Raw genomic sequence first — 14819 nt, 5'->3', positions numbered from 1 at the left:
CCTAATAACTCTTGACCTCGATGCCACCGAAGATAGCAGCGCCACGGACGACAACCGTCTTTACAGGACGATCAGGCCGAGGAACATGCCGCGTTTTATCGACATAACCTCCGAAAATTCCAAGTCCTTCCACCGATACCTTCCACCATTCGGGGATGATGATCTCGCCGCCACCGAAAATCGCAGTCGCGTCGATCACCGTGCGTTCGCCTTCCATATCAGCACGCGAGAGATCGATCTTGAATCCCCCGAAGAACGCGAGCAAATTCCCACCATCACCGATCATTCCTTCAAGCCGACGCTCTATACCCCCAAAGATGGCCACCGAGCTAAGCGGTCCTCCACCATCTGGACGTGGTCCGAACGGGCGAGACATACAAAAGCCTCGCCGTCCTTCGCGTAGCTCTTTGGCCTGCCAAGCGAGAAGCAAGCCGGCGACGATCATGATTAGAGGCCAGAGCTGGCCGATGCCGTAACGGATATATCCGAACTCGTGCAGGATGAGCAGGGTGCCCAACGAAATGAAAAATCCACCCCATATTTGTTCACCTGTATTATTCGCTTCAATCAGGCGAACGAGGCCGATGACACAGAAGATTGCCGGCCAGAACCTCCACACAATGCCGGATTCAACAATCCCGAAACGATCGAGGAGCAGCACAACGCCGATGCCAGCAACCACGAGTCCGGAAACCAGTGTTCCGGTTGCTGCTCTTCGATTAGCCGTCATTTCGTTCTCCCACGGTCGGGTATTCACGGGTCACCGCCTCGCCTTTTCGGGCACGAATAGCAGGACGACGCCCGCGGAGATCAGCAGAAGCGGCCACCATGTTACGAGGTCTCCGGGAAGATTAAAGCTTACTGTGAAGACATTCAGGCGTGCGAGCAGCACCAGGGTGCCGATTGTGGCAATGACAATCCCGATGAGGGTGTCGCTGGGGTAGGAGGGTAGACGGTTGTCGTTCATAAACATCTCCTCACAATTGATACTGTTGTTCACGAGGTTCAATTTAGGTCGAGACCAATGCGATAGTCGCGAGCTTTTCGGTGAACGGCGGGCGTTTACCGGCGAATGACGGGGTACATCGGAGAGTTGATCGAAGCGGACCGCGGGGGTCCTCGCGCTGATTTTCGGTACGCAGAACAAAACAAGAGGTTGTAGTAAACCCGGCCCGAGAGATTTGGGTGTCGCAAGCAAACACCCGCGCCGGGACGCGCGACGGTCCTTCAACGTTCCTTTCTTGGTCCTCAGAGATTCAAAACAAGGCCAGCTGCTCAACCGCCCTTGGCGGAAGGTACTCACGAATAGCTCCGCGTGGCCCGGAAGCGCCAATTCCATACTTCTTCTTGAATCTATTCATGAGCGCGGTCAGATGCTTGCGGTAAGCCTGTGATCCGAAATCGCGCTCGCCATACATTTGCTCATATTGCGGCACAAGGTCGGGAAACCGTTCTTTGATGAATGGAAGGAATATCGCTCTTGAGCATGGCTTCAAGAACAGTGGATTGGCGAAGATGTTTGTGGCGTTTGCCTCCGCCGCGGCTTTCACTAGACCTTCCAAGTCTTTAGGCTTGTCAGTAATACCCGGCAGAACTGGAGCACAAATAACACCCGCTGGGATTCCAGCCTCATTCAGCTTGCGAACCGCCTCGAGCCGCAGATCAGGCCGCGGTGCCCGAGGTTCGGTGATCCGAGCAAGCTCGGTGTTTACAGTTGTAACCGTTATGTGGACCCCGATCGTATTTCGCTCCGCCACTTGCTTCAGCACATCGACGTCGCGCAGGACCAGATTCGACTTGGTAACAATGCCAATCTCCAGCGTGGCATGGCGGGCCAGTTCCTCCAAAATGGAGCGCGTTACGCAGTGCCGCCGCTCGGCAGGCTGATATGGATCGGTCGCAGTCCCGATGGCAATCTCTTCGCCCTTCCGAACTTTTTTCAGATCGCGGCGCAGGAGCCACGCGGCCTCATCCTTGATGAATATTTTGTGCTCGAACTCATTGGGATCGCGGATCTCCATGAACTCGTGCGTGTAGCGCGCATAGCAGTACTTGCAGGCGAACTCGCAACCGCGATAGGGATTGATAGTCCACGTGAAAGGAAGATTGCGACGCGAGTCGCAGCGGTTGAGGATCGAGCGCACCGGCAGCGAGAAGAATTCAACCTCATGCCCGCCATCGACGTGCTCGGCCTCACTAGCCAGCTTGGCGATGCCGATCAGATGGGTCTCTGGCTGCGATGGATATAGAGGTAGGGAAACCATACAGCTCTGGTTTATTCGCTTTATATTCGCCTAGGCCAGTATATCAGAACAAGCTTGACGCTTTGACCACGGAGGACAGGGAGGTCACGGAGGAAAAAAAGCGAGTTGTTTCCCTCTGTCCTCCGTGTTCAATTGCTTTTCTCGATTCGCAGCTTCATCCCAAATTTGGGCCTCAGCGTGATTACCGGGAGTAGTTCCACGCGGGTTTCTTTCACCACCGAGAACTTCCAGTTTCGGGCGACGCTGGCCAGGAGGAGCACGCCTTCCATCCAAGCGAATGATTCGCCGATGCACTGGCGTGGCCCGGCGCCAAATGGGAAATAGGAGAACTTCGGGCGATTGGTGCGTGCTTGCGGCGTCCAGCGTTCAGGATCGAAATGCAGCGGATTCGGATACCAGCGCTCGTCGCGATGAGTGATCCACTGCGAGGTGAGAACCAGGGCGTTTTTGGGAAACGTAACCCCAAATGCGTCGTAAGGCTCGACTACGGTGCGGGCTATGCCCCAGGCCGGCGGATACAGCCGCATCGACTCGCTCAGGACCATCTCGGCATATTTCAGATTGGGATAGTCCTCCGGAGTCGGTGGACGGTCGCCGAGGACGTGATCGAGTTCGCGCTTGAGTCGCTGTGCAATCTGGGGATGTTGCGCCAATAAATAAAACGTCCAGCTGAGCGCGTTAGCCGTGGTCTCGTGTCCGGCAAGAATCAATGTTAGGCATTCATCGCGAACCTGATCGTTATCCATGCGTTCGCCGCCGTATTCCTTGTCTTCTGCAGCGAGCAGCATTGACAGAAGATCTCCGCGGTCTTCCCCGCTTCGCCTCCTCTCCTCGATGAAGGGATAAATAATTCGATCCATCTGTGCACGTGCTTTTTTCATGCGCAGCACCGGTGGGATTGGCAGCTTCTCAAGGATTTCGGAGAATGGCAGAACCGCGAACTTGAACAAGCCCATGAACGTGTTGAGAGCGCTTCCGATCTCCTGGGAGTCGCGCTCAACGTCGGTATCGAAAAGAGTTTTGCCAACGATAGCCAGCGTGAGTCGCATCATGTGTTGATGAACGTCCATCAGCTCGCCACTCTTCCATCTCTGTTGGTGACGCTCGGCATATTCCACCATGGCGCGTCCGTAGCCTGCGATTCGCTGCCGATGGAATGCCGGCTGCATCAGTCGGCGCTGCCGCAAATGCAAGCTGTCTTCGCTCGTCAATAAGCCATTTCCGAGGACGGAGCGGGAGCGCTGCATCACGCGCCCTTGATGATGATTGCGCGCATGGGTGACCAGCATGTCCTGCGTCATTTCAGGATGGAAGAGTATGAAGACTTGACGTCCTGCCGGACGATAGCTGACCAAGTCTCCATAACGCCGATGCAGCTCCTCCATGTAAAGAAGCGGATTGCGCCGCATGGCAAAGAGTGGAGACAAGGACAAAAACTCGCGCGGTCCGGGTGCGCTTTTTCTTGTCAGCTGGGCAGCAGAGCTCATGATGCGTGTGTCTCCTGAACTGCGGACTCCTTGGCCGCGGCTTCCGCCTTTGCGAAGGTGATTTGATCTTCTGACAGCAACGTGGACGCACACGCGCACAGATACGTGACAGCTATGATGCCGTAGGCAGTCGACAGTCCGATGCGGTGCGCCGAGGCCGCCACGGCATATGCTAGAACGAGCTGAAGCAGCGTGCCCATGAAGTAAAAAGTGTTTTGCGTACGCCCCATCAAGTGATGCGGCACCAATTCCATCAGACTTGTATTAAGTGAAGTGCCACCCAAGCCACGCGCCGATCCCATCAGAAAAAACAGAGCGGCGGCCACCGCGAGAACGCGCGAGTGTGGTGCCAGAAAGACACAACTACCGAGTACCAGCATGCTGAGCCGGATACTCGCGCGCGTGTGCAGACGTCTGATTACCCACGGCGTGTAAAGAGTACTGAGAAACGCACCTGTTCCCCAGGAGCTATTGAGCCATCCATAACCAACGGCACCTGCGTGGAGGATGCGATCGGCCAATGGTGCGACGACGATTCCCGAGGTGAGCATTGCGCCCATAAAGAGCGCCATGCTGATTCCGACCAGCGTCACTGCAGGACGATGTCGCAGGTATTCAAATCCCTCGCGCAGTTCCTGCCAGTAGCGATCGATGGGATGCGCATTCTCCAAGTTTGTACCGAGAGACTCCGGTTTGGCGACCACTATGCGTCCCTTACGGACGAATAAGTAGCAGGCGATCGAGATCACGTAGGTGCTGAAGTCAAGCAATAGCACTCCACTGAGGTGAAGGTGGTTGTAGACGAATCCCACGATGCCGCCCGCGATCAGCCATCCGCCTTGCACGCCTGCCATCAGGAAATTGCTCGACTCCGCATACTGGGACTCCGGCGTGAGCTCCTGAATGAGTGCCGTCACCGATGGCCAAAACATCCAGAACCCAGCAGCCACCAAGGTGTTCATCAAGTACAACTCCCACAGGCGCACTCTGCCGGCGAGAGCAAGCGCGGCAACGACGAGAATCACGATTCCGCGCGAGGCATCGAGGAACATCACCACGTGGCGGCGGTCTTCGCGGTCGATGATCACGCCGGTAAAAGGCAGCATCAGCAAGGCCGGTAACGTCTGCAGGATCACTACAGCGCCCAGCGCCATCTCGGAATGCGTCACCTGCAGGATGTACCAGACCACAGCGGCAGTGTTCATCCCACTGCCCAGCATCGAGATCAGATTGGCGATGAAGATGAGGCGCAGGCCGCGCTGCCGGAAGATTGCCCGCATGAACTCAGATTAAATGATTCCTATGCTGTGTAAGCGCGAAGCTTCGAAGCTGCGCAGCTATACTCGTTGGTTAGAGAACATTGATTCCCTACATCCACCTTGGGCCAGTGACGATCGGCAGTTTCGGCTTGCTGATGCTTCTCGCATTCGTCGCCGCCTACTTCGTCTTGCGGGCCGATATTCGGCGACGCGGGCTAAAAGACGACGCTCAGAACATTGTTACTATCTGCGCTCTGCTGGGAATTGCTGGCGCGAAGCTTTATCACGTTTTCGAGTCGCCGAGCGATCTGTTGGCGAATCCCTTAGGGGAGATATTCAGCCGCTCAGGTTTTGCGTGGTTCGGTGGACTGATCGGCGTGTTGCTGGCTCTGTATCTGCTCTCGCGACGTTACAAGCTCACATACCCGGAAATGCTCGACGCTTGCGGGCCGGCTGCGGCGTTGGGTTATGCGGTCGGACGCATCGGATGTCTCACTTCTGGCGACGGAGATTACGGCACCCCAACCTCGTTGCCATGGGGCATGAGCTTTCCCAATGGTTTGGTACCGACGACGCAGCGAGTTCATCCTACGCCGATCTACGAGGCTGTCGCTGCCACGGTCATCTTCTGGTACTTGTGGCGGCAAGGCGCGAAGGCCCTGCGAGGGCCGCGCCCTGTGGGCGAGGTCGCGGCGCTCTATCTGATCTGGATGGGAGTTGAGCGCTTCCTGGTGGAGTTCATCCGCATTAATCCGCGTTCATTCTTCGGACTCAGCAATGCGCAAGCCGCGAGCCTCGCCTCGATCGTGGCGGGACTGGCGATACTTGTGACCGTGAACAAGAAGTTTCGCAATGACAAAGGCGAGCACCGTATTCTTCATCATTTTGAAGAGCATGGCGATGTTCTCCAACCGGAATATCACCGCGCCACGCCGGAGTGTCCCAATCCCGAGTGCTGGAGCATGTATGACTCGATGACGGCGGAGGTTGAGGTACTCGAGTTCCTCCGTTGCATGGTGCGAACTCTAAAGCCCCAAACCGTAGTGGAAACCGGTACTTTCATGGGCATTAGCACTCTCTGGATCGCTGAGGGCCTTCAAGCTAATGGTTTTGGCAAGGTCATCACCTGCGAATACGACTCGTCGGTTTTCGCCAAAGCCAAAGAGCGCATCGACAAGTCAGGATTTGCAAAGTGGATCGACTATCGCAATGAATCCAGCCTGGAAACGAGGATTCAGGGTAGTATCGACCTACTTTTCAGCGACAGCGACCCTCCGCTACGCGAACAAGAAGTGCGACGCTTTCTGCCACAAATGAATCCTAACGGGCTCATCCTGATGCACGATGCCAGCTCCCATCTTAAAACAGTGCGGGAAGCTGCGTTGAAAATGGAGCACGAGGGCCTGATCTCTGTGGTTCTGGTGCCTACGCCGCGGGGCATGGTTATCGCTCAGAAACGCTCCGGCCGAAAATAATCCGCTTCAGCAACTCTCTCCAGCAACTCTGGATTGCATCTAAGGTTGGTCAAGAGGTGCTGCACGATTAGTGCAGCTGTCTCAGGGTTCTCAGGAGTGATCGATGGCTCAGGGGACGGCAGCAGTTGGAAGGCGCGAATCCGGATCCTCGCACATACGCCGATACTTCGACATGGCTGCCGACCGGCTCGGATTGCACGCTGAAATGCGCTGGCTCCTTTCAGTTCCATCGCGGGAATTGACCATTGAAGTGCCCTTGCGCCGCGACGACGCTCGACTTCAACTTTTCCGTGGATACCGCGTACAGCATAGTGGCGTACGCGGACCCTTAATCGGCGCACTCCGCTTCCAAAGTGGTCTCGAACTAGAGACACTTCGCGCAGCGGCGGAATCAATGACCTGGCGCTGCGCCGTTGCCAATATTCCCTTCGGCGGGGCTGCTGGCGGAGTGGCCTGCGATCCGGCACAACTCAACCATGGCGAATTCGAGCGCCTGGCACGCCGCTACGGAGCGCGACTTCGGGAAATGCTTGGCATCTATCACGACGTATGTGCGCCCGGAGTGAACGCCGGCTCGGAAACGATGTCGTGGATCGCAGATGAGTACTCTGCGCTGCAAAAGGACTCTCTAGTTCCCGTTCTCGGAAAGCCTCTCCGAAATGGAGGTTTACCAGAGCGGGAAAAGCTCTTTGCAGCGGCCACGGCGGCATTGATAGCCCGAGCTGCGCGGGATAGCGGCATGTCTCTCAATGGCCTTCGAGTCGCTGTAGCTTCGCTGGATCGAAGTGCGTTCCATATCGCGTCTGCCTTGGACCGACTCGGCTGTGTAATCGTCGCAATTTCCGAGGCGGGTGGCGGCTTGCGCTGTTCGACTGGCATCCATTTGCATTCGCTTGGCGCTCACCTGTCTCGCACCGGTTCGCTGACTGGCTTCGAGGGCGCTGCCGAAACCATCGACGTGCACGCGTTGGATTGTGACGTGCTTGCGCTTGGCGCACCTGAGGGAACTCTGAATTGTGCAGTTGCCGCTCAGTTACAGGCGAAGCTTGTAGTCGAGACCTCGGAGTTGGTGATCACCCCCGACGCCGATCATCACTTGGCAAAGCAGGGGATATTGGTTGTTCCCGATCTGGTTGGCAGCGTCGCCGAAGTTCTGGCCGCCAATGCAGAATGGTCGAGCATGGTTCAGCGATCGTCGCCTAAAGCAGAAAAGATTCAACAGGAGATTGAAACAGGCCTGCTCCGAGCCTACGAACAAGTGGGCGAGCGCAGCCGCCGAAACCAGATCAGTTTACGTACTGCTGCGTATGCGATTGCGATCGAGCGAGTGGCGCGCTGCGAGCGTTTACGCGTGGCGTGATCGGAAACTCGAAGACAATTCACGCAACACACCGGAGCGCCCGGACGCTCCGTTCTTTGAGATTCAAATGAAGGCCGCTTAGTGCTTATCCAAGGATCTTTAAGAAACGGTTTGGACTGTTCTGGAACCCAGGAAAAACTTCTGTTAGATCGCGATTCCCAAGATGGTGATACACCATCTCGCCGAGAACCTGTCGAAAGTCAGTAGTGAGCGCCAGATCCCTTCCCTGGTAAAGCTGGGATTGCTCGAGGCCTGGCCAGCGGCCATACACCCTGCCACCGCGTACTGGCCCGCCAACAACGAACATCACGTTGGCGTGTCCATGATCGGTGCCGCCGGTTCCATTTTGGCGTGCCGTGCGCCCGAACTCCGACATCGAGACTAGCACGGTGCTCTCGCCAAGATCTCCAACGTCATTCCAAAAGGCCGCGATCGACTGGGAAAACTCGCGGAGAAGATTCGCAAGTTGCCCTTGAGTGTTGCCTTCGTTGACGTGGTGATCCCAGCCGCCGATATCGGCGAAGGCTACTTCTACTCCAAGATCGGCTTTGAGCAACTGCGCGACCTGGCGCAGACTGTCGCCAAAGCGGCCGCGGGGATAATTTGCTCCCGGAGCGGGGGTGTAGCGCGCTGGGTCTGCTGCCTTGAGCATCTTTACAGCCTCGAATGTTTCCTGGCCGGTACCGTGAAGCACGCTGTCAACGGACTGCGCATACATCGCTTCAAATGTGTTACTGATCGGAGCTGCGTTGGGATTTCGTCCGCCCACGCCGAAGTCGTTGATGTTGCTGATGGCTACGGCAGGGAACTTGCCAGCAAGCGTGCGCGGCAGCGCTGTGCTCAGAGCGACGGCCCCGAAAGGGGAATGCTGCTTCGGGTCCCCGGTGTGCATGGCGCGATTCAGCCATCCGTCTTCTGTGGACTTCAATCCCGGCGTTCCAGATTCCATGAAGTCCTGCGCGTCGAAATGAGAACGAGTTTCATCGGGAGAGCCAGCGGCATGGATAATCGCAAGATGTCCCTGGTCCCATAATGGCTTGAACGCTTCCATCGATGGATGCAGTCCGAAAAAGCCATCCAGATCGATAGCCGAAAGCTGTGACCGCGACGGAGGCGGAATGTTGATCGTCGGACGCATGGCGTAATAAGCCTGCGCTCCGTGTGGGACGACGATGTTTAAACCGTCGGCAGCCCCGCGTTGAAAGAGCACAACAAGACGCTTCTTCCCGCCTAGGGGGGCTGTTGAGCCATACACCGCCCGGGTGAGGAAGCTCGGCACAGCAGCGGTGCCAACTAACGCAACGGCGCCGCCCTTCATGAATGCTCTTCTTGTGATCGCCATAACTGCTCCTACATTCGAACTCATTTAACGCATCGTGGAGACGTCCGCCGTGGCGACTGCATCTCTACAACGCTGTATGGACCTCTAGCGACGCTGGAACTCCGGGGACCCGAGCAACAACCCGCCGATCAACCGGAAGTTTGTACCTTGTGCTCCCGGAATGTTGTTGCGCATCGCTGCCTGCGGATCGTTCAGCTGGTTAAGTATCGTCGCGTGCGTCTGCTTCGAGACATCTCCCTCGAGGAATGCAGTTTCAAAATTCGCCAGCGCTCCTGCAGGATCACTGGGAAGCTGATTTTGATCGACACTCGCTGCCGGATTCCACTGAATTCCCGGCAGCTTGCCGCTTGCGAGCGCCAGGCTAAAATTCATACGGTTCAGCAGCGCAGCCGAGTTCACCCAGGCTTCTGCCTTCATGGGATACCCCGTTGGCGGCTGCATGCCATAAAGCGGCATACCCAGCTTCTGCAATTGGTTCACGAGCGGTTGCGGGTTAGCTACATCCGCTCCCGAAGCGCGCACTGCAGAAACCACGAATTCGAGCGGCGTCTTCACCTTGGCTCGATATGATTCCGGAGCCCAGAACTCAGGCGAGTTGTACATCGTGCGCAGGACTTCGCGAATGTCTCCATCTTTGTCGTGGAATGTCTTGGCCATGCGCTGGACAAGGGATTCCGGCGGGTCGTCTGAAACGAAACGCATCGCCAGCTTCTTCGAAATGAACTTCGCCGTGGCAGGGTGATGCGCGAGCATATCCAACGCCTTCATGGCCTCGCCTTCAGCGCCCTCTTTAAACTCTTTGCCTAGTACTTTCTTCTTGCCAGGCTCGTGCCTGCGTTCGTCGAACTTGAACTCGCCGCCCTGCTGCGGCTTTTCGATTGTCCAGCCGGTGAGAATTTTGGCTAATTCTGTGACGTCTTTTTGCGTGTAACCGCCATCAACGCCGAGTGTGTGGAGCTCCATGATCTCGCGCGCGTAGTTTTCATTCAGTCCGCTGGGACGTTTGGTTTTTTGTTGCGGCGTCTGTTCTCGTCTTGGTCTCGGCGGCTGGTACACGATCATGCCAAACGGTCCGCGCCGTAAGCGGCCTTTTCCGGGCCGTTGGCCACCAAAGCGCGCCTGGTCAGAATTTGGACCGATGCTTTGCCAATTATCGAGATAAAAGAGCATGGCCGGACTTTTCGCCGTCGCGACCAGGAGATCCTTGAATTTGCCCAGGACATGCGGGCGAATCACGTCGCGTTCATACGACGTGAGCATGTAGCGATCAGGACCTTTGTTGATGAAGACGTTGAAGTGATTCATCCAAAAGTCGGTCATCACTTCGTCGAGCTGGCGTTCGCTGTAGATAGCGCGCAGGAGCTTCGCCTGCGTGAGCTCTCCCTGCACAACTGATTGCGGGTTTACCAGCGCCTGTAGCGTTTCTTTCTGCTGCGGTGTGAGTCCATCCATCATGCGATCCCGTTCCTGCTGATTCAGCGATCTGGCTACTGCCCGCATGTCATCGGGAGGCATCTTCATTAAGTCTTTGAAGCGCTGATCAGGAGGTTCGCTCAGGAGCGAGTCGGCACTCAGAGAGGCATACATACCGTCTTCGAGCTCACGTCCGTTGCGTCGCGGCTTGCCGGGATCGTTCGCATTCGCATCCGGATTGTTCTGAGACTCGGCGGCTTCCTGCTTGGCCTCTTGTTTCTGTCGCTGGCGATCCATCGCAGCCTGGTAGATCGCCTTCTCCTGCGGATCGCGAGGGATTGAAGCCCGACCATTCTCAACTGCCTTGATTACTTGCGGCGGCGGGAAGTCCCTCACCAGCTCATCGGTCTTCATCCTGAGTGTGCGGAAAGGAGCCAGCCTGGCTTCCAGTGCGGAGTCATTGATTTTTTCTGGATACAGTTGCTGTTCGAACCATTTATCAATGCCGATCGCGTCGACTCGTTGGACATCGCCAGGGCGGGGACCAAATGTAAATCGGTTCAGCACATGGACGGCACGCTTCTGCTCGTCCATCTGCATGGCCGAAGGGTTCGCCTGATCTTTGGATTTTCTCTTCTTCTTTTCAGCGACGAGGCCAAGGGCGGATAGCAGAACCATAGCCAGCAGCAGCCAAATCCAGAGTCTCTGATTCAAGCGCATAAACTGTCTCCGGCTGAAAAATACACCAGTTCTCAAGGAGAAATAAACCCAGGCGGGGACGAAAGTTGCCTTCAGTCAACCCTTGAAAGGAACCCAGGGTCCCTACGGGACCTGTGGAAATCCCAGTTTATCAAGCTATCCGCGTTTGAGTCGCTGAAGTAGCCAATTCACTGCTAACAGCGAAAAAAACAGTGAATTTTGAAAAGCTCGGGGAGCAAAAACCGGCGCAGACCGCATAAACACTGGGGTAGCACAAAAGTTCGCCGAATTTATCAGTGAATAACAGTGAATTAGCAGTGAATTCAGGGCCTATACCAGGAGATGTTCCTTTTCGTAAGCGGAGGACTAGACTGCGGCAGCGTTTCCCAATGGACGGTGCTTCAAAAATGGGCTGTGAGGTCTGCAAATCGGTCCAGCTTTAGCAGGCGTTGTCCTGCCTTCATGGGCGCCGCGAGTTCCTCGTGCTCGAGCACCCAAGTCATGTCATGCGGCACGAAGACGGCATGGAGTCCGGCCTCCAGCGCGGGGTTCACGTCTGAGCGCGGGCTGTTGCCGACCATCCAGGTGACGTCCGTGTCCAGCGCATATTTTTCGGCGACGCTCTGGTACGCATTCGCGTTCTTCTCCGCAACGACTTCGATTGCCGCGAAATAGTTGTTCAGTCCGGATCGTTCGACTTTCGACGTTTGCTCCGCTGGATTGCCTTTCGTCATCAGGATCAAGTGATGCCTACGACCGGCTAGGTGCTGAAGCGTCTCCGGAACTCCGGCGATGATCTCCACCGGATGCTCGGCAATGCGCAGAGCGAATGCGCGAATCCGCTCGCGTAACTCCTCCGTCAGGCGCTCCACACTCAGGCACTCGAAGGTATTGCACAGTGCATTGGCGAAGCTGTGAACGCCGTATCCGTGTGTCTTGATTGAGTCCCGCTCGACTTCGTTCAGCCTTTCGCGTACTTGCTGCGGAGTGAACTCGTGATGATTCAGGAACGAGATGAAATCGGCGATCGCCCGCTCGAAGTAGACGTTGTTCTCCCAGAGCGTGTCATCGGCATCGATCAGCAGCGTCTGCGGAGTTGAGTTGTGGTCGGATGCGAGCTTCACCATCGTGATACTACAACGCGGAACCGCAAGTCGTCGGCGCACCAGTGGTCTTTCGGGTTGGCTACGATCTTTTGTTCCATGACCGTCTTCTTGTAACCAACAACGAAAAGCTTGGCTTCTCCCAAAGCCGACTGCCGCAAATCTAACTTATCGGCTCTTTGATAATCGCCATGTTCGAAGGCATCAATCCAGTCGAGCTTCCGTTGGGCTTGCTGCCGCGTCCGAGCGAAATAGATCGTATGAACGTGTTTCAGCGGCGCTTCCCAATCCCCATCGTATTCATCGTCCAGGAAGAGTTCGTTCTTCTGCCGCACCGGAGGATTTTCCGGCCACAAGTAATCTTGATTCGAAACGCCTGGCGGATGAATGCTGACCATCCATCCACAGTCCGTGGGCTGTAGTTCGAACAACAGGCCATTCGGCAATTTGTGTGAAAACGACTCACCGTGGCTGACTGTTCCAGTGAATGAGAAGCTTGTATTTTTCAAGTGACCGGCCAGCAGCATGCCTGCCGAAAGCAAGAGTACGGAGAACTTCATGGTTTTTGTGTAGGTCGGAGGAGTATCTCGCTAGCGAACGACTGCGACGCCTGTGTCACAACCATTCCAACCACGTGCGCAATATCTCCGGGCTGCAACATCTTGCTCGTGTTCTTACCGGTGTGCGGGCTGAGATCGGTATTCACGGACCCTGGACAGACGACGGTTACGCGAATGTTATGTCCACGCAACTCCTCCGCAACGGAATAAGACAGGCCATTCAATCCCCATTTCGACGCCGAATAAGTTGCACCGTTCGGGAGCGCATTCTTTCCTGCGAGTGAAGAGATGTTGACGATGTCGCCGCCGCCGTTTGCGATCAGAGCCGGAGCAAAAGCACGGATCATGTGGTACACGCCGCGCAGATTGGTATTCATGATCTTGTCCCATGTTTCAGGATCAGTTTCGTGGAGTGGGGCGGAGAATCCACCGACTCCGGCATTGTTGATTACGATCTTGAGCCTTTTCCTACGATCGCTGAGCTTATCGGCGAGTCGCTGAACGTCCGCGAGTGAACTCACATCACAGGGAATGCCCTCACATTTCGCGCCGCCCTTACGAATGCTTTGCGCAGCTTTTTCGAGTTCATCACGTTTGCGCGCAGTGATCACCACTTCGCATCCGAGTTCCGCTAGTTTCGCTGCTATCGCCAACCCAATGCCGCGGCTTCCGCCGGTCACTACAGCAAGCTTGCCTTCCAATGGACTGCTCACAAACATCTCCTCAGCGGATTTTGGTTCGTTTCTCTACCATACCTTCCCAGATATTCCAGGGAAGCAGCGCGCGCATGAAGTAGCCGATCTTGGCGTCTCGTCCCGCACGATAGCGCAGCCGCGGGTTAGGATCTTGCGCGAGCCGGGTGATGAGATGTGCGACCTCCACAGGGTCCGCCATCTCCTGCTTCGACTCTTTCACTCCTGCAACGTAACTACGGCTCCGTTCCTTGTTTGGCGAACTGTCGTCAGTCGAGCCTCGGCTTACCAGCACGTTACGCGTCCAAATATCGGTCTTGTAAGCGCCAGGCTCGACCAGCACCACTTTGATTCCGAGCGAGCGCAATTCGATTCGTAGAGCCTCGGACCATCCTTCGAGCGCGTGCTTTGAAGCGCAATAGCTCGAGATCACGGGCTGCCCCATCAAGCCGAGGATCGATGAAAGCATGATGACGTGACCAGAGCGCTGTGCACGCATCGTCGGCAGGACGGCTTTTGTGACCGCTACTTGACCAAAGAAGTTAGTCTCAAGCTGGAGTCGCAGTTCCTCCAACAAAACATCTTCGGCGAATCCGCCAACGGCGAAGCCGGCGTTGTTCACCAGAACGTCGATGCGGCCGTGTTCGCGCACGATCTCGGAAATCGCAGAAGGAATCTTTTCGAAATTTGTTATGTCAAGTTGGCGGACGTCGATTTGCGAGACCAGATTGTTTCCGGCGGCCGCCAGGGCTGCGTCCAGCCGCGTCCGGCGTTGAGGATCGCGCATGGTTGCGACCACGAGGAACCCTGCTTTGGCGAGTTCGACAACAGTGAGCAAACCGAATCCGCTGGAGCTGCCGGTAACAACTGCAACTTTGTTTTGAGGCATGCGCGAGATTGTAGCGATAAAGCCAACAGCGAACACGAAGGTCACAAAGGAAAGGAAGAGGTCACGAAGCTTGCAATCGTGATTCGTCTTCGGGACCGTCGCTTTCGCCTCCGTGCCCTTCGTGTTCGCTGTTCCCGTTTGCAATTCAGAGTTCGATACGAGAACATACTCGTTTTGCGCAATCCAGAAAAATTCATCAGAGGTGATCAGCCAAGAATGGCGAAAGACAAGAGGGCTGCCGGAGACAAGATCGCTCCGGCAAAGGGCAGGCTGGGC

Annotated in this window: 13 protein-coding genes and 1 pseudogene; 3 read left to right on the top strand and 11 right to left on the bottom strand. The window is 56.0% G+C overall.

The features are described from left to right. Position 1: 1 nt before the first annotated feature. From DMG62_19045 to DMG62_19025, 5 genes are all read right to left on the bottom strand, one after another. The gene (locus DMG62_19045; protein PYY21323.1) at positions 2–730 is read right to left on the bottom strand and encodes a hypothetical protein; all 729 of its coding nucleotides are present in this window, start codon (positions 728–730) and stop codon (positions 2–4) included. Positions 731–760: 30 nt separating this feature from the next. After that, positions 761–967 carry a hypothetical protein gene (locus DMG62_19040; GenBank protein PYY21322.1) on the bottom strand — a complete coding sequence of 69 codons (207 nt, stop codon included), beginning with the start codon at positions 965–967 and terminating at the stop codon, positions 761–763. Positions 968–1256: 289 nt separating this feature from the next. Then, complete coding sequence (locus DMG62_19035) at positions 1257–2264, bottom strand: radical SAM protein (GenBank protein ID PYY21321.1); 1008 nt, start codon at positions 2262–2264, stop codon at positions 1257–1259. Between the two features lie 128 nt (positions 2265–2392). Continuing rightward, positions 2393–3751: a cytochrome P450 gene (locus DMG62_19030; protein PYY21320.1), complete on the bottom strand. Its 1359-nt coding sequence runs from the start codon at positions 3749–3751 to the stop codon at positions 2393–2395. Further along, positions 3748–5031 carry a hypothetical protein gene (locus DMG62_19025; GenBank protein ID PYY21319.1) on the bottom strand — a complete coding sequence of 428 codons (1284 nt, stop codon included), beginning with the start codon at positions 5029–5031 and terminating at the stop codon, positions 3748–3750. The genes DMG62_19030 and DMG62_19025 overlap by 4 nt, the downstream gene beginning before the upstream one ends. A gap of 80 nt (positions 5032–5111) precedes the next feature. On the opposite strand from DMG62_19025, the pseudogene DMG62_19020 reads away from it, so the two are divergent. From DMG62_19020 to DMG62_19010, 3 genes and pseudogenes are all read left to right on the top strand, one after another. After that, positions 5112–5840 (top strand): annotated as a pseudogene (locus DMG62_19020) (diacylglyceryl transferase). A gap of 132 nt (positions 5841–5972) precedes the next feature. After that, on the top strand, positions 5973–6485 hold the full coding sequence (locus tag DMG62_19015) for a methyltransferase (protein PYY21359.1): 513 nt from the start codon (positions 5973–5975) through the stop codon (positions 6483–6485). A 103-nt stretch (positions 6486–6588) separates the two neighbouring features. Then, complete coding sequence (locus tag DMG62_19010) at positions 6589–7845, top strand: hypothetical protein (protein ID PYY21318.1); 1257 nt, start codon at positions 6589–6591, stop codon at positions 7843–7845. A gap of 85 nt (positions 7846–7930) precedes the next feature. On the opposite strand, the gene DMG62_19005 is transcribed toward DMG62_19010, so the two are convergent. The 6 genes from DMG62_19005 to DMG62_18980 form a co-directional block, all read right to left on the bottom strand. Then, a complete protein-coding gene (locus DMG62_19005; protein ID PYY21317.1) occupies positions 7931–9187 on the bottom strand; it encodes a hypothetical protein in 1257 nt (418 codons plus the stop codon). 84 nt (positions 9188–9271) lie between these two features. Beyond that, entirely contained in the window at positions 9272–11194 is a 1923-nt protein-coding gene (locus tag DMG62_19000) for a DUF1800 domain-containing protein (protein ID PYY21358.1), read from the bottom strand. Positions 11195–11700: 506 nt separating this feature from the next. Continuing rightward, the gene (locus tag DMG62_18995; protein PYY21316.1) at positions 11701–12426 is read right to left on the bottom strand and encodes a haloacid dehalogenase; all 726 of its coding nucleotides are present in this window, start codon (positions 12424–12426) and stop codon (positions 11701–11703) included. After that, complete coding sequence (locus DMG62_18990) at positions 12420–12962, bottom strand: hypothetical protein (GenBank protein ID PYY21315.1); 543 nt, start codon at positions 12960–12962, stop codon at positions 12420–12422. The genes DMG62_18995 and DMG62_18990 overlap by 7 nt, the downstream gene beginning before the upstream one ends. Then, on the bottom strand, positions 12959–13681 hold the full coding sequence (locus DMG62_18985; GenBank protein ID PYY21314.1) for a short-chain dehydrogenase: 723 nt from the start codon (positions 13679–13681) through the stop codon (positions 12959–12961). The genes DMG62_18990 and DMG62_18985 overlap by 4 nt, the downstream gene beginning before the upstream one ends. A 4-nt stretch (positions 13682–13685) precedes the next feature. After that, positions 13686–14819: short-chain dehydrogenase (locus tag DMG62_18980; GenBank protein PYY21313.1), on the bottom strand; the 1134-nt coding region annotated here is incomplete at its 5' end.

It is taken from the genome of Acidobacteriota bacterium (genome assembly GCA_003225175.1).
Lineage (GTDB): Bacteria > Acidobacteriota > Terriglobia > Terriglobales > Acidobacteriaceae > Gp1-AA112.
This window is presented reverse-complemented; position numbering and strand designations above follow the sequence as displayed.